Here is a 26,146-nt window from a genome sequence, read left to right on the forward strand (position 1 = left end):
GCCTCCTCCCTCTCCCCTTGCGGGAGAGGGACAGGCCACCGAAGGTGGCCAGGGAGAGGGGAAGGGCCGCACCAAACCTCTGGAAATCCGGAATGAACAGCACTCTCACCGAAGCAGACATCCAAACCCAGCTCGCGAAGCTCGGCACGTTGCGCAGCGCCATCGCACAGGCCATCGTCGGCCAGGAAGCCGTTGTCGAGCAGTTGCTGATCGGCCTGCTCGCGGGCGGGCACTGCCTGCTCGAAGGCGTGCCCGGCCTGGGCAAGACGCTGCTGGTGCGTTCGCTCGGGCAGGCGCTGGAACTGCAGTTCCGCCGCGTGCAGTTCACGCCGGACCTGATGCCCAGCGACATTCTCGGCACCGAGCTGCTGGAAGAAGACCACGGCACCGGTCATCGCCACTTCCGTTTCCAGCCGGGCCCGATCTTCACCAACCTGCTGCTCGCGGACGAACTCAACCGCACGCCGCCGAAGACGCAGGCCGCGCTGCTCGAAGCGATGCAGGAACGCACCGTCAGCTACGCCGGCGTGACCCACACGTTGCCCGCGCCGTTCTTCGTGCTTGCCACGCAGAACCCGCTGGAACAGGCCGGCACGTATCCGTTGCCTGAAGCGCAGCTCGACCGCTTCCTGCTGCACATCCGCGTCGATTACCCGAGCGAGAACGAAGAGCGCGACATCCTTGCGCAGACCACGGGCACGCGTCATTCCGACGTGCCCAGCGTGATGCACGGCGAGGAAGTGCTGGCCCTGCAGGCGCGCGTGCGCGAAGTGCATTTCGGCGACGACCTGCTGTCGTGGGTCACGCGCCTGGTGCGCGCCAGCCGCCCGGGCGAGAACGCGCCGGCGGAAGTGCGCCAGTGGGTGAAATGGGGTGCCGGTCCACGCGCGGGCCAGTCGCTGGTCCTGGCCGCGAAGGCGCGCGCGCTGCTGCACGGCCGCCTCGCCGCCACGCGCGAGGACATCGCCGCGCTCGCCGCACCGGTCATGCGCCATCGCCTGCTGCTGTCGTTCGCTGCCGAAGCCGAACAGAAGAGCGCCGACGACGTGATCGCCGCGCTGCTGCGCAGCGTGCCGTTCGCCGCCTGACGGAGCGTCCGTGGCAGAGCCGGGTTCCCGCATCGCCGACTTCATCCCGCCGCAGGTGCGCGCGCGGTTGAAGGACCTGCGCCTGACCTCGCGCCGCGCGGTCGGGCTGCAGGGTCTGGGCCTGCACCACAGCCGCAGTCGTGGCGCGGGCCTCGAATTCGCGCAGTACCGCGCCTACGAACCCGGCGACGAACTGCGCCAGATCGACTGGAAGCTCTATGCGCGTTCCGACCGCTTCTTCGTGCGCGAGGCCGAACGCGAAAGTCCGCTGGCGGTGTGGCTGCTGATCGATGCGAGCGCGTCGATGGCACAGGAAGACGCAGCGCGTCCGGGCTGGTCGCGTCTCGCCGCGGCGAAGGGCCTGGCCGCCTGCATCGCCGAACTCGCGCTGCGCCAGGGCGACCGCTTCGGGCTGGTGGCGTTGCGCGACGACGGCGTGCGCCTGCTCGCACCCGGCGCTGGCGTGCGCCAGCGCGATCGTTTCATGCTCGAACTGCACGGCCTCGCCGCGCGCGGCCGCTGGCCCGCGCCGGAGCAGCTGCGCCCGCTGTGGGAACGCATCGGCCAGGGTGACCTGGTGGTGCTGCTGAGCGATGGCTTCGATGACGGCTCGGTCGAGGTGATGACGCGACTGGCCGCCGCGCGCCGCGAAGTGCTGGCGATCCGCCTGCTCACCGCCGAGGAACGCGATTTCCCGTTCCGGGGTGGCCATCGTTTCCACGACCCGGAAACCGGCGAGGAACTGCTCGGCGACGGCACGGCGATGCGTGGCGAGTTCCTCGAGCGCTTCATGCAGGCGCGGCGCGAACTCGATGCGCGGCTCGACACCGCCGGCATCCGCCACGCCGAGTACGTCCTCGACCAACCGCTGGACCTGCCGTTGCGACGGCTGTTCGGCTCGCGCGACGCCGCGGAGTACGCGTGAGCCTGGTCTTCCTCCTGCCGGCGGGATTGGCCGCCCTCGCCGCGTTGCTGCTGCCGCTGCTGATCCACCTGGCGCGACGCAGCGAGCAGCGACCGACGGAATTCGCGGCCCTGCGCTGGCTGCGGCAGAAGCCGCGTCCGCGTCATCGGATCCGCTTCGACGAGTGGCCGCTCCTGCTGGTGCGCCTGCTGCTGCTCGCGCTCACGGCGCTGCTGCTCGCGCGTCCGGCGCTGCTCGGCGACACGCGCGCGCAGGCACATGTCGCGATTGCGCCCGGCGTCGACCTCGCACAGGCACGCGCGGCGTTCGGAACGACGCCCGCGCAATGGCATTGGCTGGCGGCCGATTTTCCCGCCATCGAAACAAGCGCGCCCGAATCGCAGGCGAGCATCACCAGTCTCGTGCGCGAACTAGATGCACGGCTGCCTATCGACGCACCGCTGACGGTATTCGTTCCCGAACGGATCGACGGCGCCGACGGCCAACGCATGGCGCTCGGACGCAAGGTCGACTGGCGCGTATTGCCTGCGACGAGGGCCGCGTCTGACGCGCCCGCGACGAGCACGCGCGCGCCGTCGCCGAGCGTGCGGTACGCGCCGGGTCGCGAACCGGCGCTGCGTTACCTGCGCGCGGCGCACGCTGCGTGGCAGGGCGACGCGCGGGCGACGCTCGACATCGCACCGTCGTCGCAGCCACTGTCGCCCACGACGCGATCGCTGGTATGGCTCGTGCCGGGCCCGTTGCCGTCGGTAATCGCAGAGTGGATCCGCAATGGCGGTACCGCGCTCGTGGATGCGCAGGCGCAGGTCGAGAGCGCTTCGACGGCGACGCCGCTGTGGCGCGACGACACCGGCGCCGTGCTGGTCGATGGCGCGACGTTCGGACGTGGCCGACTAATGCGTCTGCACCGCGAACTGTCACCGCAGGCGATGCCGCAACTGCTCGATGCCTCGTTCCCGCGCCATCTGCGCGCGCTGTTCGAAGCGGTTCCGCCTCCGCCGTCGCGTGCGCACGCACGTGAACACGCACCGGTGACCGGTGGCCCGACCTTCACCGCACCGCCACGCGAACTCGCGTCGTGGCTGGTGCTTGCGATCGCGCTGGTGTTCCTGCTCGAACGCTGGATGGCGACCGGTCGCCGCCGGACGGTGGCGCCGTGAACGCCGCGACGCTGCTGCGTAACGTCCTGCACGACGCGCGTCGTCGCCGTGCGCTCGATGTCGTCGCAACAGGTCTGCCGTGCCTGATCGCCGCGGCCGTGCTGGCGTGGCGGCTGTCCGGAACGACCGCCGCGATCCTCGTCGTCGCCACGTTCGCGCTCGCCATTGGCGCTGTCGCCTGGCATCGCATGCGCACGCTCGACACGCGCTGGCTCATCCGCCAACTCGACGCGCATCGCCGCGATCTGGAGGACAGCAGCGATCTGCTGTTCGCGCCGGACTCGTCGCTGGCGCCGATGGAGCGCCTGCAACGCACGCGCCTGCAGCAGCGCCTGGAATCGCGCACCGCGCCGGACCTGCGTCCGCGCTGGTCGTCGCGCGCGATCGGTCTCGCCTGCACCGCGGGTCTCGTCGTCTCCGCAGCCGCGCTGCTGTGGCCGGCGCACACCCCGACGCGCTTCGACGACGTGGTGGCAGCGATCACCGGCGAGCCCGTCGCCCCGACGCAAACGCGCGTACTCGAACAGAACCTGCGCGTGACGCCGCCGGCCTACACGCGACAGTCCGCACGCAACGAACCCTCGCTCGATGCGAAGGCGCCGGTGGGAACACGGCTGCAATGGTCGTTCCGTTTCTCGCCGCAACCGCACTCGGCCGCACTGGCGTTCCACGATGGCCGTCGGATCGCGCTGCAACACGATGGCGACGTATGGCGTGCCGATCACGCTCTGGCGAAGTCCGCGTTGTACCGCCTTGAACTCGACGGCGCGCCACCGCTCGAAACAACGCGCCGACACAGGCTCGATGCCATCGCCGACCGACCCCCGCAGCTGCGCGTGCTCGAACCCGACCGTGGCCTGAGCCTCATCGAACCGGGCCAGCGCAGTTGGTCGGTCGCGTTCGAAGCCACCGACGACTACGGCGTCGCCGGCGATGCACGACTGCGCATCACCCTCGCCCAGGGCAGCGGCGAGAACATCACCTTCCGCGAGCAGACCGCGACGCTGCACGGCAGCGGCAGCGCGACGACGAAGCGCTTCGCGCACCGGCTCGACCTCGCGGCACTCGGACTCGCCGCCGGCGACGACCTCATCGTGCAGCTGGAGGTGCGCGACAACCGCGCGCCCACGCCGCAGAGCGCACGCAGCGCGAGCCTGATCCTGCGCTGGCCGTCGGAACTCGGTACCGAGACGAGCGGGCTCGAAGGCATGGTGCGCAAGACGTTGCCGGCGTACTTCCGCAGCCAGCGCCAGATCATCATCGACGCCGAGGCCTTGCTGAAGGAGAAGCGCAAGCTGCCCGCCGAGCGCTACCTCAAGCGCAGCGACGAGATCGGCGTGGACCAGCGCATCCTGCGCCTGCGCTATGGACAGTTCCTCGGCGAGGAAGCCGAGGGCGCGCCCAAGCCGCCGCCGACCAGCGACGCGGAGCCGGCGGCCGATGGCGCGTCGCACGACGATCACGCGGAAGCCACCGCCACCGAAGCGAAAGACGACCACGACCATGCGCCTGCCAGCAACGCCACGTTCGGCCAGGACGGCGACGTGCTCCAGGAATACGGCCACACGCACGACCATGCCGAAGCGGCGACGCTGCTCGATCCGGAAACGCGCACGATCCTGAAGGCCGCGCTGGATGCGATGTGGCAGTCGGAACTGCACCTGCGCCAGGGCCATCCCGACCAGGCGCTGCCGCACGCCTATCGCGCACTGGCGCGCATCAAGGAAGTGCAGCAGGCCAGCCGCATCTATCTCGCGCGCGTGGGGCCCGAACTGCCGCCGATCGACGAGGGCCGGCGCATGGGCGGCGACCGCGCGGGCATCGCGAGCCGCGCCGCCGCGCTGTTGCCGGCGACCGCGCCGGATCCCACGCTGGCGACGCTGTGGCGTTCGCTGGATGCGCCATCGTCTTCGCGCGACGCGATCGATTTCGCTGCACTGGAACGCTGGATGCGCGAGAACGAATCGCGACTTGCCGATCCTCTCTCGTTCATCGCCGCAGTCGAGACGCTGCGCGCCGAGCCCGATTGCATGCGCTGCCGCGACGACCTGCGCGCGCAGTTGTGGCCGCTGTTGCCGCGCCCGGCAGCGGGCGTTCCGCGTCGCGAGGATGCCGACGCCGATGGACGTCGCTATCTCGATGCACTACGCGGGGAGGCGACGCGATGACCGCGCCGCTGTCGCCCGTGCCTGCGTTCATGTCACCGGAGGCGGTGGCGCTCGTGCTGGTCGTTGCCGTCGTCATCGCATGCGCACGACTGTTGCTGAAGCAGTACCGCGCCGAACCCGCCTCACGTTCGCGAGGCTGGCGTATTGCATTGCTTGTGTTCGCGCAGCCGTTGTGCGCGGTGTTGCTGTATTTCGCGCTATGGCCGCCGACGGTGCCGGGCGAAGCGGGCACGCTGATCGTCGCGACGGGCGGCGCCACGCGCGCACAGGCCGACGCTGCGCGCGGCGACACCACGGTGGCTTTGCCGGAAGCCAATGCATGGGACGGCGTGGCGCGCGTGCCCGATCTCGCCACTGCGTTGCGCCAGCATCCGGGTACGCAGCGCGTGCGCGTGATCGGCGCGGGATTGAACGCGCGCGATCGCGACGCGGCGCGCGGCGTGGCGCTGGATTTCGTGCCGGCACCGCTGCCGCGCGGACTGGTCGAACTCGACGGCCCCGATCGCGTCGCCGCCGGTGCCTCGTTCCGGATTGGCGGCCGCGCGAACGAGGCGGGCCCGAATACCGTGGTGGAACTGCTCGATCCCGCGCGCCGTCGCGTCGACCGCGTCGCGGTCGGTGCGGATGGCCGCTTCGTGCTCACGGCGAATGCGCGCACGCCGGGCGCCGCGACCTTCACGGTGCGACTGCGCGACGCCTCGCAGCGCACGATCGAGGACGTGGCGTGGCCGCTCCAGATCGAGGCTTCGCCGCCCCCACGCGTGTTGCTGGTGGCCGGCGCGCCCGGGCCGGAAGTGAAGTACCTGCGGCGCTGGGCGGACGACGCCGGCCTGCCGCTGCGTACGCAGATGTCGGTCGGCGGCGGCGTGCAGCTGGGCGATGCGCCGGTCGCGTTCAATGCGGGTTCGCTCGCGCGCTTCGACATCGTCGTGCTCGACGAGCGCGCGTGGTCCACCCTTGGCGATGCACAGCGCGGTGCGCTTCACGATGCCGTGCGCAACGGGCTCGGACTGCTTGTGCGCGTCACCGCCGCGTTGTCCGATGCGGAACGCCGTCGCCTGCGCGCGCTCGGTTTCGACGTCGATGCCGGTCGCGACAGCGCTGCGTTCCAGCTGGCTGGCAACGCGCCCGACGACGATGCGGTGCGCGCACGTCTCGGCCCCGGCACGCGCGATGCGCCGCGCGCGCACGACGCCGTCGTTGAGGAAGTGCCGCAACTCACGCGCCGCAGTTTGCGCGTGCGTGCCGACGACAGCGTCCAGATCGCCGCTGCGCAGGACGGCGCGGCACTTGGACAGTGGCGTGCGATGGGGCGCGGACGCGTCGGGGTATGGACCGCAACCGATACGTATCGACTCGTTCTCGCCGGGCGCGACGATCTTCATTCGGAGCTGTGGTCGGACGTAGTGGCGACACTGGCGCGCGCCAAGCCCGGTACTGCGTTTAGCATCGAAGGCGCTGCGCGCGCGGGTGAACGCGTCGCGCTGTGCGGCCTTCCCGCCGTGCAGGCAAGCGTGACGACGCCGGCGGGCGTGGATGTGCCGGTGCTGCGCGATCCCACGACCGGATCGCGCGCCTGCGCGGCGTTCTGGCCGCGCGAGGGCGGCTGGCATCGCCTGCGTTCCGGCGAACGCGAGCAGTGGCTGTATGTGCGCGCCGCGAACGAGGCGCCGGGCCTTCGCGCGAACGAACTGCGCACGGCGACGCTGGCGCTGGCCACTTCGGCTCCGGCCGTCGCGACGACGAACACTGTCGTTGCGCCGCGTCATCCGACCTCGCGCTGGCCGTGGTGGTTGTCGTGGCTGCTGGCGAGCGTCGCGCTGTGGTGGTTCGAGCGTTCGCGCCTCGGTCGTCGGGCGGCCTGAGTCGCCTCCACGAAGCGAGGAGGGCCGCGTTGCAGGGCTCCCGGGCCTCATCGACGGAGCAGAACGCCCCGCCATCCGGGCTCCGAGCCTCAGCGACGGGACAAAACGCCTGGCCGTCCGGGCTCCCGAGCCTCATCGACCGGGCAAAACGCCTCGTCGCTCGAGCTCCGGAACCTCATCGGCCGGGCAAAACGCCTCGTCGTCCCGGCTCCCGAACCTCGTCGGCCGGGCAACATGCCTCATCGTCCGAGCTCCGAGCCTCATCGACGGAGCAAAACGCTTCGCCGACCGGGCGCACTCGCCTCATGGGCGGAGCAATGCGCTTCGCCGTTCGAGCTCGCGAGCTTCATGGATGGGGCAAAACGCCTCGCCGTCCGGGCCCCGAGCCCGGCAGGCGGAGCCCGGAGACCCAAGGCGAGGCGTCGAGGCTCGGCGATGAGCCTGCGGATGCGTCGCGCTCGACCTCGAATGCCCGACAGCAAGAAGCCCGGCCAAGAGCCGGGCTTCCTGTCGTCTGCGTAGCGGACTGGGTCAGTTGACGGGCGCGTAGCGCAGCGTCAGGTACCACTCGCGGCCGGGCTGGTTGTAGAACGACACGGTCTCGTATTCGCGATCGAACACGTTGGCGACGCGGGCCTGCAGCGTCAGCGCGTCGCTCAGCGCGTACTCGGCGCGCAGGTCGAGCGTGCCGTAGCCGGCGAGACGGCGCGTGTTGGCGACGTCGTCGTAGCGCGAGCCTTCACCGGCCGCGGTGACGCCGACGCGGAACGCGCCGAAGGCACGGTCGATCTCGATGCGTGCGCTGTTCTTCGCGCGGCGGGCGAGGTCGTTGCCTTCGAAGAAGCCGGAGCGGTTCTCGGTGTCGAGCCAGCTGATCGCGCCGTTGACGGTCCAGTCGGCGAGCGTGGCGTTGGCGGTGAGTTCGGCGCCGCGCATGCGCGCACTGTCGACGTTGTTCGGGCGGTTCTGGCTGGCGTCGAAGGCGATCAGGTCGTCGACGTCGGTGCTGAAGGCGTCGAGGTTCACGCCCACGCCGTCGCCCTGCCAGCCCACGCCGAGTTCCCACGTCTCCGACTCTTCCGGATCGAGGTCCGGATTGCTGAAGAACGGGAAGTACAGCTCGTTGAAGGTCGGCGCCTTGAAGGCGGTGCCGTAGCCCGCGCGGACGCGCCAGTTCTCGGCGAAACTCATGCCCCACGCCGCGCTGCCGGTGGTGTGCCCGCCGAACTGTTCGTTGTCGTCGCGACGCACGCTCGCCTCGAGCGACTGCGCACCGAAGCGGCCCTGGTACTGCACGAACGCGGCCTTGTTGTCGCGCTCGGTCTCGTCGTAGGTGGTGGTCGCATCGACGCGGTCGCGCAGCCAGTCCAGGCCCAGCGTCAGCAGCTGGCCGCTGGCGATGCCGAAGTCGCCCTGCAGCGTCGCGCTGTCGCGATCGGTGCTGAAGAAATCGACGAAGTCCTCGCCGAGGAAGTTGTCGGAGGCATCGACGTTGCGGCCGGCGGTGAGGTGCAGGTCGACGCGCTCGGACGGGCGCCAGCGCAGCTTGCCGCCGATCACCTGCTGGATCGTCTCGGAACGATCGGTGAAATCGCCGTCGAATTCGTTGTCGCCCTCGTTGCGCAGCGCATGGCCTTCCAGGCTCCACTGCTCGCCGAACTGCACGCCGCCGCGCAGCGACAGCGCATCCTTGTCGTAGCCGTCGCGATCTGGCTGCGAGTCGGTGGCGATGAAGCAGCCCGCGCCGTCGAAGGTCAACGGATCGAAGAAACCGTTGCAGGCGTTGATGCCGGTGGTGCGCGTGTGCTGGTAGTCGGCGCCGAACCAGGCGCGCTCGCTGGCGCCGCCGAAGCCCATGCCGTATCCGAGCGAGTCGTTGCTGCCGGCATCGAACCGCACGCGCGGCACGAATGCGCCGCGGTCGCGACGGGTGAACACCTGGATCACGCCACCGATGGCGTCGCTGCCGTACAGGCTCGCGCGCGGACCGCGCACGATTTCCACGCGCTCGATCATTTCGATCGGCAGGTCCTGGAACGACACCAGCCCCGAGGTCGATGAACCGATGCGGATGCCGTCGACCAGCACCAGCACGTGGTCGGATTCCGCGCCGCGCAGGAACAGCGTGGTCAGCTTGCCCTGGCCGCCCTGGTTGGACAGCGAGATGCCGGCGCGGCCCTGCAGCAGTTCGGGCAGCGAGCGCGCCTGGCTGTGGCGGATCTGTTCGGCGTCGATCACTTCCACCGGTGTGAGCGCATCGTTGACGCTGATCGCGGTGCGGTTGGCGGTGACGACGACTTCGTCGAGATCGGTGGCGGCCTGCGCGCGGGCGAGGGCGGGCAACGCGAGGGCGCAGGCGAGCGCGAGTGCGGCGTGGATCGGGGTGGCATTACGCGGGGACATCGTTTTCTCCAGCGCGCGGACGGGCCGCGTCGGACAGCGGGAAGTCGCGTGGAGAAAGCGGGCTGCGTGGCGGGCGCGCATCGCGCCGGCATCGCCGCCGCGACGCCCTCCGCATCGCAACCAGTGGCGGGTCGAATGACCCTGCGTCCAGGCCGGTCTCCGGACTCGCGAGTGGAGGCATGCCTCCGGGCGCGGCGCCTTCCCGTGCGATCGCACAGTGGCGGTTGCCGTGCCTTGCTCGCTTACCGTTGCGGGGGCAGTGCCGGAATGGCCGCGGGCGGCGTCACCGGCTTCCCGTTTCAACCCGTTGGCGGACGCCGTCGGGTCACCTGAAAGCGCGCGCAGTCTACGCGATACCGGCCTCGTGGGCCAAAGCGCCGGGGGCTTGGGAGCCGCAGGGTTACTCGCGTTCGCCGGGTTCGTCGAACAGCGACGGCATGGCCATGCTGCTCTCTTCGCCCATCTGCGTGGTCGTGACCGGCGCGGCGGCCGGCCGGTAGCGTGGCGGCGGCAGCAGGGCGATGGCGGCTTCGGCGGCGACGACCAGCTCGCTGCGGCGTTCGTCGGAGATCTCCTGCCAATGGCAGTCCTGCAGCGCACCCTCGATGGCGTACAGCAGGTTGAGGGTGGGCTTGAAGCCCGCGCGCTTGACGCGCATGAAAGCATCCACCGTACCCGCCGCGGCCAGGTCCTCGCGGGTGCGAAGGCCGACCTGGCGCAGCCAGGCGGCGGACTTGGGTCCGATGTTGCGCAGCTTGTCCGTACTCGTACCCGTCGTCATTCCAGCGACTCCACGAATGCCTGCGCGATCGACTCCAGGCCGTGCTGGTCTTCAACGTCAAAACGGGCGTGTTCAGGACTGTCGAGATCGAACACGCCGATCAGGGAGCCGTCGGCGGCCACCAGCGGCACCACCAACTCCGAGTTGGAGGCCGAATCGCAGGCGATATGACCCGGGAACGCATGGACGTCCTCGATGCGCTGGGTCTGGCGGGTGCTGGCCGCGGCACCGCACACGCCCTTGTCGAGCGGGATGCGCACGCAGGCCGGCAGGCCCTGGAACGGGCCGACGACCAGTTCGCGACCGTCGAAGAAATAGAATCCCACCCAGTTGAGCGCCGGCAGCGAGTGGTAGACCAGTGCCGAGAGGTTGGCCGCGTTGGCGATGCGGTCGCGCTCACCGTGCAGCAGCGCGCGCGCCTGCGCGAGCAGCTGTGCGTACTGTTCCGGCTTGGGGCCGCTTAGACTTTCGCTGGTGAACATGAGCGCCTCTTTCCTGAAGTCTAACAGTGTGGGCGGAACCGGCGCGGGCAAGGGCGCGCGGCGTCAATGAGCCGCGGCTGGTTCGTCACGGGCACCGACACGGGCATCGGCAAATCGCTGGCCAGTGCGACGCTGCTGCACGCATTGCGCACGCGTGGCTTGCGTGCGGTGGGCATGAAGCCGCTCGCGAGCGGTTGCGAATACACGCCGGAAGGATGGCGCAACGAGGATGCACTCGCGTTGCAGGCGGCGAGCGATCCGCGCCCCGCGTACGAGGACGTGAATCCGTACGCATTGCCGCAGCCGCTGGCGCCGGAGCTGGCCGCCGCCGACGCAGGCGTCGAGATCGCGCTGGCGCCGATGCTCGACGCCTTCGAGCGCCTGTCGGCGCATGCAGACACGGTCGTCGTGGAGGGTGTGGGAGGATGGGCCGCACCGCTGTCGGCCACGCTGGACCAGCGCGATCTGGTCCGTGCGCTGGACTTGCCGGTGGTGCTGGTGGTCGGGCTGCGCCTGGGCTGCATCAACCATGCGCGGCTGACCGCGCGCGCGATCGAGGCCGACGGGCTGCACCTGGCGGGCTGGATCGCCAACGACATCGACCCGCACATGGCGCGCGCGGACGACAACTTCGAATTGCTCCTGCAACGCCTGCCGGTTCGGTGCTGGGGCCGACTTCCGTTCCGTGATACACCCGAACCGGCAAAGTTGGCGCATTTGCTCGAAACGGCGTGATTGCCCATCCCCGTGACCAATGGGGGATGGGGCCTCCCATCGGAATGTTAGACTGGTCGGTATAGGAATTAGAGCCAATCTGAGCTGCAACGCTCGTACATGACGGAATCGGAGTCTTCCCCCATGCTCAAGAACCCGCGCACGGTGGCTGTCGCCGCCGCGTTGGCACTCGCACTGTCCGCCTGCGGCGGCAAGGATCAGGCCCAGCAGGGCGGCATGCCCCCGCCGGAAGTCGGCGTGGTCAAGGTGCAGCCCAGCGACGTTCCGCTGCAGAAGGACCTGGTGGGCCGGCTGGCCGCATTCCGCAGCGCCGACGTCCGTGCCCGCGTGCCGGGCGTGCTGCAGCGCCGCGTCTATGAAGAAGGCAGCGACGTGAAGGCCGGCCAGGTGCTGTTCCTGATCGATCCGGCGCCGCTGCAGGCCGAAGTCGGCCAGTCGCAGGCCTCGCTGGCTTCGGCGCAGGCCAATTACGCCAACGCCAAGGCCGCGGCCGATCGTGCCCGCCGCCTGGCGCCGGAGAAGTTCGTCTCGCAGTCCGACCTCGACAACGCCCTCGCCGCCGAGCGCAGCGCCGCCGCGGCGGTGAAGCAGGCCGAAGCCGCGCTGGCCAATTCGCGCATCAACCTCGGCTACGCCACGGTGACCGCGCCGATCAGCGGTCGCGCCAACCAGCAGCAGGTCACCGAAGGCGCGCTGGTCGGGCAGGGCACGCCGACGCTGCTGACCACGATCGACCAGATCGACCAGCTGTACGTGAACTTCTCGCTGAGCGTGACCGAGCTGGAGCAGATCCGCCGTGCGCAGCTGACGTCGCGCGACTCGCACGTGCAGGTGATCCTGCCGGACGGCACGCCGTACGAACGCCAGGGCGCGCTGGACTTCTCCGGCGACGTGGTCGATCCGGCCACGGGTGCGATCGCGCTGCGCGCGCGCATCCCGAATCCGGACAAGACCCTGCTGCCGGGTACTTTCGTGACCCTGAAGGCGACGCTGGGCGTGCAGCCCAACGCTTATGTCGTGCCGCAGATCGGCGTGCTGCGCGATGCCAAGAGCGCGTACGTGCTGGTCGTCGGCGCCGACGGCAACGTCGCGCGCAAGGACGTGACCACCGACCGCCAGCAGGGTTCCAACTGGATCGTCACCAAGGGCCTGGCCCCGGGCGACCAGGTCGTCGTCTCCGGTGTCCAGCGTGCGCAGCCGGGCCAGCCGGCCAAGGCCACGCCGGCGCCGCCGGCCGGCCAGCCTGCCGATGCCGGCAAGGCCGCGGCCGCCGGTCCCGACGCGAAGAGTGAAGCGAAGGCCGAGCCCGCCAAGGCACCGGCCACGAAGGACTAATCCCCCGCCATGTCCAGATTCTTCATCAACCACCCGGTCTTCGCCTGGGTCATCGCGATCCTGATCTCGCTTTGCGGCGTGCTCGCGATCCTGAACCTCGGCGTCGAGTCGTACCCCAGCATCGCACCGCCGCAGGTGACGGTGTCCGCGTCCTATCCGGGCGCGAGCGCCGAAACCGCGGAAGGCGCGGTCACGCAGGTGATCGAGCAGCAGCTGACGGGCATCGACAACCTCGTCTACTTCAACTCGTCGTCCAGCTCCAGTGGCGGCACCAACATCACCTTGACGTTCGAGCCGGGCACCGATCCGGACATCGCGCAGGTGCAGGTGCAGAACAAGGTCGCGCTGGCGACCCCGCGCCTGCCGACGGAAGTCACGCAGCAGGGCGTCGTCGTGGCCAAGGCCAACGCCGGCTTCCTGAAGGTCGTGGCGCTGCGCTCGGAAGACGAGTCGATGGACCGCGACGCGCTGAGCGACATCATCGCCTCGCGCGTGCTCGACCAGATCGCGCGCGTGCCGGGCGTGGGCAGCACCCAGCTGTTCGGCAGCGAATACGCGATGAACATCTGGTTGAACCCCGACCAGCTGCGCGGCTACGGGCTGTCTGCCTCGCAGGCGCTGCAGGCGGTGCGTGGCCAGAACGTACAGTTCGCGGCCGGCAAGGTCGGCGCCGATCCGGCGCCGGAGGGCCAGGGCTTCACCGCGACGGTGTCGGCCGAGGGCCGCTACAGCACGCCCGAACAGTTCGGCAACATCATCCTGCGCACCAACGCCGACGGCACCACGGTCAAGCTGCGCGACGTCGCACGCATCGGCCTGGGCGCGGCGTCCTACGGCTTCGACAGTCGCTGGGACGGCAAGCCGGCGGCCGGTTTCGCGATCCAGCTGGCGCCGGGCGCCAACGCGCTGGGCGTGGCCGAGGACGTCACCAAGCGCATGAACGAGCTGCAGTCCACGTTCCCGAACGGGGTCACGTGGTTCTCGCCGTACGACAGCTCGACCTTCGTCGCGGTCTCGATCAAGGAAGTGGTCAAGACGCTGTTCGAAGCGATCGTGCTCGTGTTCCTGGTGATGCTGATCTTCCTGCAGAACTTCCGGGCCACGCTGATCCCGACGCTGGTCATTCCGATCGCGCTGCTCGGCACGTTCCTGGGCATGTACTTCATCGGGTTCACGATCAACCAGCTGAGCCTGTTCGGCATGGTGCTCGCGATCGGCATCGTGGTGGACGACGCGATCGTGGTGATCGAGAACGTCGAACGCATCATGACCGAGGAGGGGCTGTCGCCGAAGGCGGCCACCCGCAAGTCGATGGGCCAGATCAGCGGCGCGGTCGTGGCGATCACCGTCGTGCTGGCGGCGGTGTTCATCCCGTCCGCGTTCCAGGGCGGTTCGGCGGGCGAGATCTACAAGCAGTTCGCCATCACCATCGCGATGGCGATGGGCTTCTCGGCGTTCCTCGCGCTGGGCTTCACCCCGGCGCTGTGTGCGACGCTGCTCAAGCCCACCGCCGATCACCACCGCGACAACTTCGTCTTCCGTACCTTCAACAAGTACTACGACAAGGTCGCCAAGACCTACGTCGGCCACATCGGTGCGGCGATCAAGCACACGCCGCGCTGGATGGCGGTGTTCGGTCTGCTGGTCGTGCTGTGCGGCTTCCTGTACACGCGCATGCCGGGCAGCTTCCTGCCCGAGGAAGACCAGGGCTATGCCATCGCCCTGATCAACCTGCCGCCGGGCGCGTCGATCACGCGTACCAACGCCGTGCTCGACCAGGTGCGCGAGACGATGATGAAGGAAGACGGTTTCGACGGCATCTTCACCGTCGCCGGCTTCAGCTTCGTCGGTCAGGGTGAGAACGTCGGCATCGCCTTCGTCCGCCTCAAGCCGTGGGACGAACGCAAGGTCACCGCCACGGATTTCATCCAGAAGGCGAACATGGCGTTGTTCGGGATCCGCGACGCGCAGATCTTCGTGATCAACCTGCCGACGGTGAGCGGACTGGGCCAGTTCGGCGGCTTCGACATGTACCTGCAGGACCGCCAGGGCCAGGGCCGTGCGGCGTTGACCGAGGCGCGCAACACGCTGCTCGGCAAGGCCGGCCAGAACACCGCGCTGACCGCGGTGCGTCCGAACGCACTGGAAGAAGCACCGCAGCTCAAGCTCGACGTCGACCGCGTGCAGGCGACGTCGATGGGCCTGTCGGTGGGCGACATCTACAGCGCGATCCAGCTGATGCTGGCGCCGGTCTACGTCAACGACTTCGTCGACGCCGGCCGCGTGAAGCGCGTGACCATGCAGGCCGACGCGCCGTACCGCACCGGACCGGAGTCGCTGGCGCGCATCTACACGCCAAGCCCGCTGACCACCGCCGAAGGCGCATCGACGCCGTCGATGGTGCCGCTGTCGAACGTCGTGCACAGCCACTGGATCACCGCGTCGCCGTCGCTGACCCGCTACAACGGCTACGCGGCGGTGGAGATCGTGGGTTCGCAGGCGCCGGGCCACAGCTCGGGTGAAGCGATGACGGCGATGCAGAACATCGTCGACAACGACCTGCCCGAGGGCTTCGGCTACGACTGGACTGGCCAGTCGTACCAGGAAATCCTGTCGGGCAACCAGGCGCCGGCGCTGCTCGCGCTGTCGATCCTGGTGGTGTTCCTGTGCCTGGCGGCGTTGTACGAGAGCTGGTCGGTGCCGGTCGCGGTGCTGCTGGTGGTGCCGCTGGGTGCGCTCGGTGCGGTGCTGTTCTCGCTGCTGCGCGACCTGCCCAACGACATCTACTTCAAGATCGGCCTCATCACCGTGATTGGCCTGGCGGCCAAGAACGCGATCCTGATCGTGGAGTTCGCCATCGAGCAGCGCCAGCACGGCAAGACGCTGCGCGCTGCGACGATCGAAGCGGCGCACCTGCGTTTCCGCCCGATCCTGATGACCTCGTTCGCTTTCATCATGGGCGTGTTCCCGCTGGCCATTTCCAGCGGTGCGGGCGCCAACGCGCGTCACGCCATCGGCACGGGCGTGATCGGCGGCATGGTCTTCGCGACGTTCCTCGGCCTGCTGCTGATCCCGCTGTTCTACGTCGCGGTGCGTCGCCTGCTTGGCGACAAGCTCGACGAGAAGCCGGTCATCATCCGAGACGATGAGGACGAGGAACCCGCACCGCGACCGGCGACCTGATCGCCATCGCGTCGGCAGGAAAAAGGAAAAGCCCGCCGAAAGGCGGGCTTTTCGTTGGTGCGGTGTGCGCGACGAGTCAGCGCGGACGCAACCACTCCAGGTCGCGCAATGCGGCGTCGTAGGCCAGTTCCAGTTCTTGCGTGCGCGCACGAGCGAGCGCCTGGACGTCGGGCGGCAGGTGCGCGACGCGGTCGGGAAGATACTCGTCCAGTCGGGCGCGGTAGGCGGCCTCGATCGTCGTGCGATCCGCATCGCGCGCGACGCCGAGCACCTGGTGCCACATCGCCGGCGGTTCGCCGGGCATCGGCGGCGGTTGCACGACCGGGCGCGCGTCGCGAAGGTTCGGCCACATCACCGCGACCAGCCAGTAGCCGAGCGCGCCGCCGCCGATGATGACGGTCCATTCGGTCAGGGTCATGCCAGTTCCTCGATTCGTTCGCGTGCGCGCAGCAGCGCGGCGTCATCGCCGCGGAACGCCATCGCGTAGGAGAGCCGTTCGCGCATTGCGTCGCCGGTGCGGCGCGCCTCGTCGCGATCGAGCCAATGTGCGATCGTGGCGACCGCATCGCCGTGCAGGCCGTGGCGCAGGGAGAGGCGCCGCACGACGTTGATCGCGTGCGGTGGACAACACAGCAGTTCGAAGCCCATCGAAAGCGCTTGCCGCGAATCCAGCCCGTACACGCGGCGATGACGCCACACCTGCAACGCGACCCATGCCGTCGTCGCGTACACGAGCACCAGCAGCGCCAGCAGCGCGAGCGGATGCGCGTACGCCCACAGCAACAGCGGAAGGCCTACGAGCAGTAGCACCCAAAGGACGCGACAACCGCCATTCACCGCGCCGAGCGACACGATGAAATGACGCGTGCCCGGACGCTGCGCAGTACCGTCGCAGTCATCTTCGGAAAGCCAGCTGCAACGGAACAGCGGTCCGGCCGGGCGCAGCGGATCGGGCAGGAACACGCGCCGTCCGCGGAACTCGACCGGCCCGCCGGCCGATGCGCGCCAACGCGGGCCGGCCCGCGTCAGCGCGATCTCGTCGTAATGCAGCAGCAACGCGGAGTCCTGCAGGTACAGCGCGTATACGCCGAGCACCAGCAGCAGCTCCATCGGCAGGTTCATTCCGACGATTCGTCCTTGCCGCCGAACAGCTTGCGGATCGCCGCGCCGATGCCGACCAGGCCAATCAGCACCAGCTTCCACGCCTTCGCCAGGAACACCGCGATCGCCGCGAAGAAGCCCTTCTTCGACGCCACTGCCGCCGCGCCACCGGTGATCAGCGCCGCCAGACCGTACTCGGCGACGTGGTCGCCCGCCTTGTACTCGGCGTACTTCTCGCCGCTGTTGAACGCGTAGCCGGGCACGAGTTCCTTGAACTCCGAAACCGCACCGTCCAGGCCTTCCGGATCGGCGACGAGGATCACTTCCATCACGCCGCGACGGCCGAGCAGACGCGTGTTGTAGTTCACGACCTTGTGGTGGTTCTGCTCGCCCTCGGCGAGGATCGCCCATTCGAGCAGGTTGAGCTGGTTGTCGTACTGCGGCTTGAAGCCCCAGCCCTCGATGCGCAGCGTTTCCCAGCCGCGCTTGCGGCGTTCCTCGTTCGACTGCTCGGCGCCTTCGCGGACCGAGGCGAGGATCTCGTTGGCGTCGAGGGACTCGTTGTCCTTGACGTAACCGACCTCGTCGAAGCTGAAGAAGGCGAACCAGTTCATCGCCTCCGGCGCGAGCGTGTACTCGTCCGCATCGCCCGACGGGTTCTGCATCAGCTCATTGAGCTTGCGCGTGCCTGCGGCGCCGAGGAACTGATAGCCCTCCGGTACGTCGATCGTCGCGCGATCGCCGATCCGGCCCTTGGTCGGCCCGACCTGCCACGGCAACTGTGTCACGGCGTCGTCGCCGTCTTCTTCCTGTGCCGCCACGGGCAATGCGGTCGCCAGCGCCAAGACGAACGCGACCATCAGGAACCACCAACGCTTTCCCATGCTCTTCCCCTGATTGTGATGAAGCTTCCCCTGGAGTTTCGAACGATCCCCATCGTCCACCCGCGCGCCTGTCGTTGGACGGGGCGGGCAGCGGAAGCCTAGGTGCGGCGGGGTCGCCGTGCAACCGAGCGTTGGGGAATTCCAGGACGAGGGGTATTGGAAGCCGGCATAGTCCGACGCGGCAATGCGGATATTTCCGAGCGCGTTGCGTCACGGCCGCACAAAAGAAAAAACCCGACAGCTTTCGCTGCCGGGCTTTCCAGACCGCCGGGAGGGGTGGCGGAGAGAGTCGGAAAGTAAAAGGAGAGAGAAGAGGTTGCTTGCGCGGTTACTTGGCGGCCTTCGGGGCGGCGGCGCTGACGGTCTTCGCGACGTCGGCCTGCACGCCGCGTGCAGCGGCTTCGAACTGCGACTTAGCCAGCTCGGTGATCGCGCCCTGGGTCTTCAGGGAGCGGCCGAAGACTTCCTGGCCGGTGGCGACGCCGCGCTCGAAGTTCTCGCGCGCAACCTGCGCGCCCTTCGGCCAAAGCGTCTTGAGGGAGTCGAAATCGCGCGCTTCGGCGGCTTCGCCAAGGAAGGCGAAGGTCGCGTTGACGCGGTCCTCGATCGCCGACAGCTGCAGGCCGAAGACGGCCTCGGCGTTGTCGAGGGCCAGGCGGTTGACCTGCGCGGCCGTCTCCGCGAACTGGCGCGTCGCGGCGGCGAACTGTTCGTTGAACGGCTGGTACATGTGCGGTCTCCTGGATCAATCCGCGGGAAGGGTCGGATTGTGCGGTGCAGCATAACCCGGTCTTTGTTGCAATGCAACATGGCCGGCGGGCGGGTTCAGGCCGCGTTGGGCCCTCACACGCGGGGTGGCAGAATCGGCCGGCCGGCGCTCGGCATGGACACCATCGCCCAGAAGGATGACCAGACGATGATCGCCTCTCCCCCAGGCCGTACTGGTGTCCGCTGTCCGCGAGGCCTGCTGGCCACGCTGGTGCTGGCCGCCATCCTTTCCGTCCTCTGCCCGGCCCGCGCGGCGCAGACGCCTGCCACGGTTCCGCCAGCGGTCGCCCCGGCGGCGCCGGAGGGTGAACCCTGCGTCGGCCTCGTGCTCGGCGGCGGCGGCGCGCGCGGTTCGGCGCACATCGGCGTGCTCAAGGTGCTCGAGCGCGAACGCATCCCCGTCTGCCGCGTTGCCGGCACCAGCATGGGCGCGATCGTCGGCGGCCTGTACTCGGCCGGCTATACGCCCGCCGAGATGGAAGACCTGATCCGCACCATCGACTGGGCCGACATGTTCGTCGACGATCCGCCGCGCGCGGGCCAGCCGATGCGGCGCAAGGACGCCGATTTCCGATACCTGCTCGACCTCGAGATCGGCTACGCGAACGGCCGCGTCGTGTTGCCGGTGGGCATCGTGCAGGGCCAGAAGCTGCTGATGCTGCTGCGCCGCCTCACCGTGTCGACCTGGGACGTGCACGACTTCGACCAGTTGCCGATCCCGTTCCGCGCTGTCGCGGCCGACATCATCACCGGCGACAAGGTGGTGTGGGACGAAGGCGACCTCGCGTTGGCCATCCGTTCGAGCATGTCGGTGCCGGGCGCGTTCGCACCCGTGCGCGTGGACGATCACCTGCTGGTCGATGGCGGCATGGCCGACAACGTGCCGGTCGATGTCGTGCGCGACATGGGCGCGCACCGGATGATCGTGGTGGACGTGGGCTCGCCGCTGCACAAGGAAGCGTCGCTGACCAATCCGGTCGTGATCATGGACCAGATGATCACGGCGCTGATGACCGAGAAGACGCGTGCGCAGCTCGCCACGCTCGGTGACGGCGACGTGCTGATCACGCCGGAACTGGGCGACATCACCGCGGCGGAGTTCAACCGTGGCGCCGAGGCCATCGAGATCGGCGAACGTGCCGCCGAGGCGGCGTTGCCGAAACTGCGCGCGCTGTCGGTCGACGAAGCCACCTACGCTGCCTATCGCGCGCGCCAGCAACGGCGCGAGTTCGATCCGAAGCTGGTGTCGTTCCTCGAAGTGCTGCACGGGCGTTCGCCGTCGGCGACGCGCCAGGTCGAGCGCGCGGTCGCGGACAATCTCGACAAGCCGTATGAGTCGGAGCGCGTCGAGAAGACCATCGGCACCGCCTACGGAGACGGACGCTTCCAGCAGATCGATTACCGCCTGGTCGAACGCGACGGCGAGTACGGGCTGCAGATCCTCCCGGCCGAGAAGCCGTGGTCGGCGTTCGGCAAGCTGGGCTTCCAGCTGGACGACAACTTCAACGGCCGCAACAGCTACATGGTCTCGGCGGAACTGACCTTCAACGACGTGAACCGCCTTGGCGCGGAATGGCGCAACGTGCTGCGGCTGGGCCGCATCACCGGATTGCGCTCGGAGTTCTACCAGCCGTTCGGCGAAAGCGGCGCGTTCTACCTGCAACCGTCGCTGGAGTTGCGCAACGAATCGCTGCCGCTGTGGAACGACGGCAACCAGCTCGCGGAATTCCGCATCAATCGGCGCAGCGTCGCGTTGCAGGCCGGATTCACGCCCCAGCCGGAATGGCGGATCAGTGCCGAACTGGTGCGCGGGCGCGATCGCGGCGATCTGCTGATCGGCAATCCCAGCGACTTCAGTGGCGATGAAGAGGAATACGCGGGCGTCATCTACAACGCGACCTGGGACACGCTGGACAGCATCAACTTCCCCACCAAGGGCGTGCGCCTCAGCGCAGACCTGGAAACCTACTACGACGCCCTCGGCGCGAATGTCGAAGGCGATGTCGCGCGCGTCACCGGCGACTGGGCGCAGGCGTGGGGTCGCTACCACCTGCTGCTGGGCGCGCGCCTGACCAGCGCGCTGGAAGACGACGACTTCTTCCAGACGCAGGGCTTCCTCGGCGGATTCCTCAATCTTTCCGGCTTCGACGAGCGCGCGCTGTTCGGCAACCAGACCGCGCTCGCGCGTGCGGTGATGTACCGCCGCACCGGCAACACCAGTCGTCTGTTCTCGCTACCGATGTACGTCGGCGCCAGCCTGGAAACCGGCAACGCGTGGCGGAGCAAGGACGACGTCGACGCCGACGACCTGATCCTCGCCGGCAGCCTGTTCATCGGATTCAGCACACCGCTGGGCCCGATGTTCCTGGCCTATGGCGGCAACGACGAAGGCGAGAGCTCGTGGTACCTCACGTTCGGATCGCTACTGCGGCCCGAGGTGAAGTGAACGGAGTGGGCGGTCCGGATCCGCTTACGCGCGGTAGTGGCACCCGGACGTGCAGGTCTCGTGCACGACCACTTCCGACAGCAGCGGCAACGCGGGCTTGAGGCGATCCCAGATCCACACCGCAAGGCGCTCGCTGGTGGGGTTCTCGAGGCCTTCGATGTCGTTGAGATAGTGGTGGTCGAGCCGGTCGTACAGCGGCTGGAACGCCGCCTTGAGGTCGGCGAAATCCATCACCCAGCCCAGCTGCGGGTCCAGCTCGCCCTCGACGTGGATCTCGATGCGGAAGCTGTGGCCGTGCAGGCGCGCGCACTTGTGCCCCGGCGGCACGTTGGGGAGCCGGTGCGCGGCTTCCAGGGTGAATGCCTTGAAGATCTTCATGCGCGCAGTTTACCCCGTCGCGGCCCGGTGCCTGCGACGCGGGGGGCGCGGGCGGCATCCAGAAGGAAGAACCCTCCGGAGTCCTGTCCATGCCGAACACCCTCCGCCGTGCCGCCGCGCTCCTGATCGGCGCCGTCCTCGCCGCCGCCGTCCATGCGGCCGATACCGGCCCTCGCGGGCATGTCGATGCCGTCGCGGACGCCATCGCCGACCACTACTTCGATGCCGCGCGCGGCCAGCGCATCGCCGACGACCTGCGCCGCGACGCCGATGCCGGCCGCTTCGACGCGCTGCAGGATCCCGTCGCGCTCGCCGACGATCTCACCGCGCGACTGCGTCCGCTCGATCGCCACTTCCGCGTGCGCTGGTCCGCGGACGGCGATGCGCCGATTGCGGGTGCGCCGGGTCCGCGTCGCCCGATGGAGCCGTCGACGTCGGGCGGGATCGTCAAGGTCGAGGTGCTGCCGGGCAACATCGGCTACCTGCAGCTGGACCAGTTCGCGCATTTCGACTTCGACGATGCGCAGGCGCCCGCGCGCAAGGCGATCGATGCGGCCTTGGCCCAGCTCTCCGCCACCGATTCCATGATCGTCGACGTGCGCAACAACCGTGGCGGCTCGCCGCACATGGTCGGTTACCTGGTGAGCGCGTTCGTCGCTGCGAGCGCCGATCCGTACAACCGCTTCCACACGCGCACGCGCACCTTCAGCGAAGCGCCGGCCAAGCGTTACGCGCATCCGCGCACCGACGTGCCGTTGTACGTACTCATCAACGCGAAGACCGGATCTGCGGCGGAGTCGTTCGCCTACACGCTCAAGAGCGCCGGACGCGCCACCGTGATCGGCCAGCCGAGTGCGGGCGCGGCGAATCCCGGCGGCATCATCGACATCGGCGACGGCTTCAGCGTGTTCGTCTCCAATGGCACGCCGATCAATCCGAACACCGGCGGAAACTGGGAAGCGACCGGCGTCGCGCCCGATGTCGCGGTCGCGCCGGAAACCGCGCTCGACGTCGCGCTGCTTCGCGCACGCAAGAACGGATGACCTGCACGTGCGCTGCGCATCGGTGAACGCGACCTGTGCGAAAACAGGCCGATAGCGCCCCTTTCACGCGGCGATACGAAACGCGTCGGGAGACTGGGGCCACCTCGGGAAGGAGAACACCATGAGCAAACGTGCGAATGCGAACTGGCTGGTCGCCCTGATGGGCATGGCAGTACTGGTTGCGTCGGTGCCGATGACCGTGTCCGCGCAGACGGCGGTCGAAGCGGAAGAAGAAGGCTCCGCGCAACCCGTCAACGACACCTGGATCACCACCAAGGTGAAGGCCGACCTGATGGCCACCTCCGACGTGCCGGGTACCACCATCGACGTCGATACGGTCAACGGTTCGGTGAAGCTGTCGGGCACCGTCGCCAGCAAGAGCGAGGCCGACAAGGCCGTCGCCGTGGCCAAGAAGATCAAGGGCGTGAAGGCGGTCGACGCCAGCGCCCTCACCGTTGCCAAGAGCGGCAAGTAACCAGCAACACCGCTCTGGCCCAGGCGCCCGGGAACACCACCCGGGCGCCTGCGTATTCGCGACGAGAACGTCGGATGCGACGCAGCATTTCACTCATCGCGCGTGATCAGTCCGGTGCCTTGGCGGGAACGAACGGCGAGACCGGATCGCTGGCGGGGAAGGTCTCCTCCAGTGCCTGGTCCTGGTTGTCGCTTTCGTGGCGTTTGCGCTTCTCGCGATCGGCCGGATTCTCGTCCTTGTCGTGCTTCTCGTGCGGCTTGCCCGGATCCAGCGGCGGATCCTTTCGGTCTTGGCCCATGTCGGCGCTCCATCGGTCGTGTGGCGATGGCCCGACGATACGACCGTCGCCGGGTAACGCCGTGTGACGGGAACAGCGCACCGGTTCACGCACGTTCAACCCCGTGTGCGCCGCGTTCACGTGGCTTTTGCATGCATCGGCGGATGTTCGCTGCGCATCCCACCGGCAGGCATGATCGATGGACTGGCACAGCAATCTCGCCAAGCGCGCGTCGCGCTGGACCGGCCGCGCGTCCTGCTTCGCGCTGGCGGTACTCATCGTGCTGGCCTGGCTCGTCACCGGACCGCTGTTCGGATTCAGCGACACGTGGCAACTGGTCATCAATACCGGCACCACCATCGTCACGTTCCTGATGGTGTTCCTGATCCAGAACACGCAGAACCGCGACACCGAGGCGATCCAGATCAAGCTCGATGAACTGATCCGCACCACGCATCGCGCACAGAACGCTCTGCTCGACCTGGAAGAGCTGGATCAGGCCGAACTCGACCGCTTGCGCGACGAATACGAGGCGCTGGCGCGGCGCGCGCGCGAACACGGCGAGCAGCGTCGCAAGCACGGGAGGCCGTCGCGGCCGTGAAGTTCAGCGCCAGGCGCTGCCGACCTGGATGTACAGCGTCTCGTCTTCGGGACCCCAGGCGTAGTCGGCGCCCACGTACAGGCGCAGCATGCGCGCGATCAGGTAGCGCACGCCGGCGCCTTTCGCGACCTGGCTTTGCGCCTCACCGAAGTCGTTGCGCTCGCCCCAGGTGCGGCCCGCACCGAGGAAGCCGATCAGGGCCCAGCGCGGTGTCATGTTCCAGCGCAATTCGGTTTCCATCGTGGCCGCGCGCGTGTCGACGTAGCGCGCCGACCCGATGCCGCGCAGGTCGATGAAGGGCAGGCGGTAGAACGGGATGTCGCCGTTGGCCCAGCGCGCGTCCACGCGTCCGCCGAGCACGAACCGGTCGTCGGCAAGCGGAAGATAGGCGTAGACATGGCTGCGATAGCTCTGGAAATCCACATCGCTGCCGATCGCACCGTCGTAGAAGTTGCCTTCGATCATGCCCAGCCAGCCGCTGTTGGGCGTGAACGAGTTGTCGCGCTGGTCGTACTGCAGCGACAGGCCCAGTCCCGAAGTGCGCTCCGACAACTCCTCGTCGCTGAAGAGTTCGCGATCGGAGTCGACGTCGAAGCCGAGATCCAGGTCCATGTACGTCCACGACAGTCCCAGGAACAGGTCCTGGTCGCCGAGCCGTCGCGCCATCTTCTGAAACGACACCACGCCATCGGCGTTGTAGCCGATCGCCACCGGTTCGATGAGTTCGCCGGGTGTGTAGAAGTCGAGGTTGAACGAGGACTTGGCGATGCCGCCGGTATAGCGCCACAGGTCGTCCTTGAAGTGCAGCATCGCGCCGCCACCGTACGCGTAGCTGCCGTTCTCGGTCTTCAGCGCCATCGCACCGAAGATGTTGGGTGCGATCTGCTGCTCGCGTCCGTCGGCGGTCTTGCGGGAGATCGCCGCGCCCGCGGGGCGATGGAAGAACACCGCCGCGAGTCCGCCGCCGTAGCCTACGGCCGGATCGCTGATGATGATCGGCACGGGCAGGAAGCCCTTGTGGTCGAGCAGCCAGCGCGACATGTCGAGGTCGCCGTCCTTCGCGTCGTGCAGGAGGTCGCCCTTGTTCGCAGTGTCGTTCGTCTCCTGCACCGTTGAGGATCCGGTTGCGTCCTGCGCGGAGGCATCAAGGGCGAACATGCCGGACAGGCATGCCGCGCACAGCATGCCGGCGACGGTCAGCCTGCGGCGCCGCACGGTGAGCTCACTTCGGCGGAACCAGGAACGTGACGACGAAGCGGAGGCCCCAGTCCGGCCCACCCGTGGGCGCATCGGCATAACCGCGCACGCCGCCTGCGAAGCTCATCATCTGGCTGCCCACGCGCGTGACCTTCGAGTACGTCACGTTGATCGGCACCGTCCATTGCTGGTTCTCCCAGTCGTAGGTCGACTCGGCGTTGAAGGTGAGCGTGCGTCCGCCGGGCAGGTGCTTGGCGAAGAAGGGCTGCAGGAAGGTGTTGCTGATGTCCGGATCGTTGCTGGAACCCGCCACCGACCAGATGTGGTTGGCGAGCACGCCGATCGTCCATCCGTGGGTTTCGGTCAGCACCAGCACGCTGGGGCCGGCGCCCCATTGATCGGGCCCGAGCAGGTCGTCGCTCGCGGTGGGCAGCAGGAACACCGGGCCCACGCCCCACGTGATGCCGCCCTTGGTGGGCTGCTTGGGCGAGAAGAAGAACGTCGGGTTGATATCGCCCAGTCCGAACTGGCTTCCTGATTTGCCCGCGATGTCGTCCTGGTAGATGACGGGAACGATGATGCGCGAGATCAGGTTCCAGTCTTCCGATATAGATGCGGGGATCACCGGCTGTATGTTCAACGTGTGGCGCGTGCCGTCCTCGCTCCCGTAGCCGAAGTCGGCGTTGTACTGCAGCGGGATGCTGATCAGCGACGCGACGGGGTTGGAGAGCTTCTTCGCCAGTTCGTCGGCGCTGTCCTGGGCCGATGCGGGGCCTGTCGTGATCGCAAGTCCGATCAGCGCTACGAGGGTCAGCCCGGCGCGGGCCTGCTTCACGGATGGATTCATGCCA

Annotated in this window: 23 protein-coding genes and 1 riboswitch; of the genes, 12 read left to right on the forward strand and 11 right to left on the reverse strand. The window is 68.4% G+C overall.

The genetic code is table 11. From position 1 onward, the window contains the following. Nucleotides 1-92: 92 nt before the first annotated feature. From FOF45_RS08940 to FOF45_RS08960, 5 genes are read left to right on the forward strand one after another with little or no spacing between them, the layout of a single operon-like run. Nucleotides 93-1,088, forward strand: a complete 996-nt coding sequence (locus tag FOF45_RS08940) for an AAA family ATPase (protein ID WP_158984064.1) — start codon at nt 93-95, stop codon at nt 1,086-1,088. Between the two features lie 10 nt (nt 1,089-1,098). Continuing rightward, on the forward strand, nt 1,099-2,013 hold the full coding sequence (locus tag FOF45_RS08945) for a DUF58 domain-containing protein (RefSeq protein WP_233264105.1): 915 nt from the start codon (nt 1,099-1,101) through the stop codon (nt 2,011-2,013). Further along, a complete protein-coding gene (locus tag FOF45_RS08950; protein WP_158984066.1) occupies nt 2,010-3,173 on the forward strand; it encodes a BatA domain-containing protein in 1,164 nt (387 codons plus the stop codon). Before FOF45_RS08945 ends, FOF45_RS08950 begins: the two co-directional genes overlap by 4 nt. Continuing rightward, on the forward strand, nt 3,170-5,341 hold the full coding sequence (locus FOF45_RS08955) for a hypothetical protein (RefSeq protein ID WP_199244463.1): 2,172 nt from the start codon (nt 3,170-3,172) through the stop codon (nt 5,339-5,341). Before FOF45_RS08950 ends, FOF45_RS08955 begins: the two co-directional genes overlap by 4 nt. After that, nucleotides 5,338-7,206 carry a carboxypeptidase regulatory-like domain-containing protein gene (locus FOF45_RS08960; protein WP_158984068.1) on the forward strand — a complete coding sequence of 623 codons (1,869 nt, stop codon included), beginning with the start codon at nt 5,338-5,340 and terminating at the stop codon, nt 7,204-7,206. Before FOF45_RS08955 ends, FOF45_RS08960 begins: the two co-directional genes overlap by 4 nt. Nucleotides 7,207-7,737: 531 nt before the next feature. On the opposite strand, the gene btuB is transcribed toward FOF45_RS08960, so the two are convergent. The 3 genes from btuB to FOF45_RS08975 all read right to left on the reverse strand — a co-directional run bounded on the left by btuB (nt 7,738) and on the right by FOF45_RS08975 (nt 10,872). Further along, entirely contained in the window at nt 7,738-9,609 is a 1,872-nt protein-coding gene (gene btuB / locus FOF45_RS08965; protein ID WP_158984070.1) for a TonB-dependent vitamin B12 receptor, read from the reverse strand. 133 nt (nt 9,610-9,742) lie between these two features. Then, nucleotides 9,743-9,957: riboswitch (cobalamin riboswitch) on the reverse strand. Nucleotides 9,958-10,009: 52 nt separating this feature from the next. After that, a complete protein-coding gene (locus FOF45_RS08970; RefSeq protein WP_158984072.1) occupies nt 10,010-10,390 on the reverse strand; it encodes a TfoX/Sxy family protein in 381 nt (126 codons plus the stop codon). Continuing rightward, nucleotides 10,387-10,872, reverse strand: a complete 486-nt coding sequence (locus FOF45_RS08975; protein WP_158984074.1) for a GAF domain-containing protein — start codon at nt 10,870-10,872, stop codon at nt 10,387-10,389. The genes FOF45_RS08970 and FOF45_RS08975 overlap by 4 nt, the downstream gene beginning before the upstream one ends. Nucleotides 10,873-10,938: 66 nt before the next feature. On the opposite strand from FOF45_RS08975, the gene bioD reads away from it, so the two are divergent. The 3 genes from bioD (at nt 10,939) to FOF45_RS08990 (ending at nt 16,125) form a co-directional block, all read left to right on the forward strand. Beyond that, complete coding sequence (bioD, locus tag FOF45_RS08980; RefSeq protein ID WP_158984076.1) at nt 10,939-11,607, forward strand: dethiobiotin synthase; 669 nt, start codon at nt 10,939-10,941, stop codon at nt 11,605-11,607. Nucleotides 11,608-11,730: 123 nt separating this feature from the next. Then, nucleotides 11,731-12,942, forward strand: coding sequence for an efflux RND transporter periplasmic adaptor subunit (locus FOF45_RS08985; protein WP_158984078.1), 1,212 nt, complete (start codon nt 11,731-11,733; stop codon nt 12,940-12,942). Between the two features lie 9 nt (nt 12,943-12,951). Continuing rightward, nucleotides 12,952-16,125, forward strand: coding sequence for a multidrug efflux RND transporter permease subunit (locus FOF45_RS08990; RefSeq protein WP_158984079.1), 3,174 nt, complete (start codon nt 12,952-12,954; stop codon nt 16,123-16,125). Between the two features lie 76 nt (nt 16,126-16,201). Here the strand turns inward: FOF45_RS08990 and FOF45_RS08995 are convergent, their stop codons facing one another. The 4 genes from FOF45_RS08995 to FOF45_RS09010 form a co-directional block, all read right to left on the reverse strand. After that, complete coding sequence (locus FOF45_RS08995) at nt 16,202-16,543, reverse strand: J domain-containing protein (RefSeq protein WP_158984080.1); 342 nt, start codon at nt 16,541-16,543, stop codon at nt 16,202-16,204. Then, a complete protein-coding gene (locus FOF45_RS09000; protein ID WP_158984082.1) occupies nt 16,540-17,247 on the reverse strand; it encodes a hypothetical protein in 708 nt (235 codons plus the stop codon). Before FOF45_RS09000 ends, FOF45_RS08995 begins: the two co-directional genes overlap by 4 nt. After that, a complete protein-coding gene (locus FOF45_RS09005; protein WP_158984084.1) occupies nt 17,244-18,110 on the reverse strand; it encodes a DUF2167 domain-containing protein in 867 nt (288 codons plus the stop codon). Before FOF45_RS09005 ends, FOF45_RS09000 begins: the two co-directional genes overlap by 4 nt. Before the next feature lie 328 nt (nt 18,111-18,438). Then, the gene (locus FOF45_RS09010) at nt 18,439-18,840 is read right to left on the reverse strand and encodes a phasin family protein (protein ID WP_158984086.1); all 402 of its coding nucleotides are present in this window, start codon (nt 18,838-18,840) and stop codon (nt 18,439-18,441) included. A gap of 153 nt (nt 18,841-18,993) precedes the next feature. Between FOF45_RS09010 and FOF45_RS09015 the strand changes: the two genes are divergently transcribed. After that, nucleotides 18,994-21,324, forward strand: a complete 2,331-nt coding sequence (locus FOF45_RS09015) for a patatin-like phospholipase family protein (RefSeq protein ID WP_158984088.1) — start codon at nt 18,994-18,996, stop codon at nt 21,322-21,324. A gap of 24 nt (nt 21,325-21,348) precedes the next feature. On the opposite strand, the gene queD is transcribed toward FOF45_RS09015, so the two are convergent. After that, nucleotides 21,349-21,702: a 6-carboxytetrahydropterin synthase QueD gene (queD, locus tag FOF45_RS09020; protein ID WP_158984090.1), complete on the reverse strand. Its 354-nt coding sequence runs from the start codon at nt 21,700-21,702 to the stop codon at nt 21,349-21,351. An 89-nt stretch (nt 21,703-21,791) separates the two neighbouring features. On the opposite strand from queD, the gene FOF45_RS09025 reads away from it, so the two are divergent. Continuing rightward, nucleotides 21,792-22,745 (forward strand): S41 family peptidase, encoded by a 954-nt coding sequence (locus FOF45_RS09025; protein ID WP_158984092.1) that lies wholly within the window; start codon nt 21,792-21,794, stop codon nt 22,743-22,745. A gap of 193 nt (nt 22,746-22,938) precedes the next feature. Next, nucleotides 22,939-23,220, forward strand: coding sequence for a BON domain-containing protein (locus tag FOF45_RS09030; protein ID WP_233264214.1), 282 nt, complete (start codon nt 22,939-22,941; stop codon nt 23,218-23,220). A gap of 106 nt (nt 23,221-23,326) precedes the next feature. Here FOF45_RS09030 and FOF45_RS09035 read toward each other — a convergent pair whose 3' ends face one another. After that, nucleotides 23,327-23,518 (reverse strand): hypothetical protein, encoded by a 192-nt coding sequence (locus tag FOF45_RS09035; protein ID WP_158984096.1) that lies wholly within the window; start codon nt 23,516-23,518, stop codon nt 23,327-23,329. Nucleotides 23,519-23,696: 178 nt separating this feature from the next. On the opposite strand from FOF45_RS09035, the gene FOF45_RS09040 reads away from it, so the two are divergent. Next, nucleotides 23,697-24,098 carry a low affinity iron permease family protein gene (locus FOF45_RS09040; protein ID WP_158984098.1) on the forward strand — a complete coding sequence of 134 codons (402 nt, stop codon included), beginning with the start codon at nt 23,697-23,699 and terminating at the stop codon, nt 24,096-24,098. 3 nt (nt 24,099-24,101) lie between these two features. On the opposite strand, the gene FOF45_RS09045 is transcribed toward FOF45_RS09040, so the two are convergent. Continuing rightward, on the reverse strand, nt 24,102-25,313 hold the full coding sequence (locus FOF45_RS09045; RefSeq protein ID WP_233264106.1) for a BamA/TamA family outer membrane protein: 1,212 nt from the start codon (nt 25,311-25,313) through the stop codon (nt 24,102-24,104). A 7-nt stretch (nt 25,314-25,320) separates the two neighbouring features. Beyond that, nucleotides 25,321-26,142, reverse strand: coding sequence for a transporter (locus FOF45_RS09050; RefSeq protein ID WP_158984100.1), 822 nt, complete (start codon nt 26,140-26,142; stop codon nt 25,321-25,323). Nucleotides 26,143-26,146: the final 4 nt, after the last annotated feature.

It is taken from the genome of Lysobacter panacisoli, from assembly GCF_009765165.1.
Taxonomy (GTDB): domain Bacteria; phylum Pseudomonadota; class Gammaproteobacteria; order Xanthomonadales; family Xanthomonadaceae; genus Lysobacter_J; species Lysobacter_J panacisoli.

Coding starts and splice junctions, on each gene's coding strand:
- FOF45_RS08970 (WP_158984072.1), bottom strand. CDS start 10,390: ATGACGACGGGTACGAGTACGGACAAGCTGCGCAACATCGGACCCAAG.
- FOF45_RS09010 (WP_158984086.1), bottom strand. CDS start 18,840: ATGTACCAGCCGTTCAACGAACAGTTCGCCGCCGCGACGCGCCAGTTC.
- queD (WP_158984090.1), bottom strand. CDS start 21,702: ATGAAGATCTTCAAGGCATTCACCCTGGAAGCCGCGCACCGGCTCCCC.
- FOF45_RS09000 (WP_158984082.1), bottom strand. CDS start 17,247: ATGAACCTGCCGATGGAGCTGCTGCTGGTGCTCGGCGTATACGCGCTG.
- FOF45_RS08975 (WP_158984074.1), bottom strand. CDS start 10,872: ATGTTCACCAGCGAAAGTCTAAGCGGCCCCAAGCCGGAACAGTACGCA.
- FOF45_RS08960 (WP_158984068.1), top strand. CDS start 5,338: ATGACCGCGCCGCTGTCGCCCGTGCCTGCGTTCATGTCACCGGAGGCG.
- FOF45_RS08940 (WP_158984064.1), top strand. CDS start 93: ATGAACAGCACTCTCACCGAAGCAGACATCCAAACCCAGCTCGCGAAG.
- bioD (WP_158984076.1), top strand. CDS start 10,939: ATGAGCCGCGGCTGGTTCGTCACGGGCACCGACACGGGCATCGGCAAA.
- FOF45_RS09025 (WP_158984092.1), top strand. CDS start 21,792: ATGCCGAACACCCTCCGCCGTGCCGCCGCGCTCCTGATCGGCGCCGTC.
- btuB (WP_158984070.1), bottom strand. CDS start 9,609: ATGTCCCCGCGTAATGCCACCCCGATCCACGCCGCACTCGCGCTCGCC.
- FOF45_RS08985 (WP_158984078.1), top strand. CDS start 11,731: ATGCTCAAGAACCCGCGCACGGTGGCTGTCGCCGCCGCGTTGGCACTC.
- FOF45_RS08995 (WP_158984080.1), bottom strand. CDS start 16,543: ATGACCCTGACCGAATGGACCGTCATCATCGGCGGCGGCGCGCTCGGC.
- FOF45_RS08990 (WP_158984079.1), top strand. CDS start 12,952: ATGTCCAGATTCTTCATCAACCACCCGGTCTTCGCCTGGGTCATCGCG.
- FOF45_RS09050 (WP_158984100.1), bottom strand. CDS start 26,142: ATGAATCCATCCGTGAAGCAGGCCCGCGCCGGGCTGACCCTCGTAGCG.
- FOF45_RS09015 (WP_158984088.1), top strand. CDS start 18,994: ATGGACACCATCGCCCAGAAGGATGACCAGACGATGATCGCCTCTCCC.
- FOF45_RS09005 (WP_158984084.1), bottom strand. CDS start 18,110: ATGGGAAAGCGTTGGTGGTTCCTGATGGTCGCGTTCGTCTTGGCGCTG.
- FOF45_RS09030 (WP_233264214.1), top strand. CDS start 22,939: ATGACCGTGTCCGCGCAGACGGCGGTCGAAGCGGAAGAAGAAGGCTCC.
- FOF45_RS09035 (WP_158984096.1), bottom strand. CDS start 23,518: ATGGGCCAAGACCGAAAGGATCCGCCGCTGGATCCGGGCAAGCCGCAC.
- FOF45_RS09040 (WP_158984098.1), top strand. CDS start 23,697: ATGGACTGGCACAGCAATCTCGCCAAGCGCGCGTCGCGCTGGACCGGC.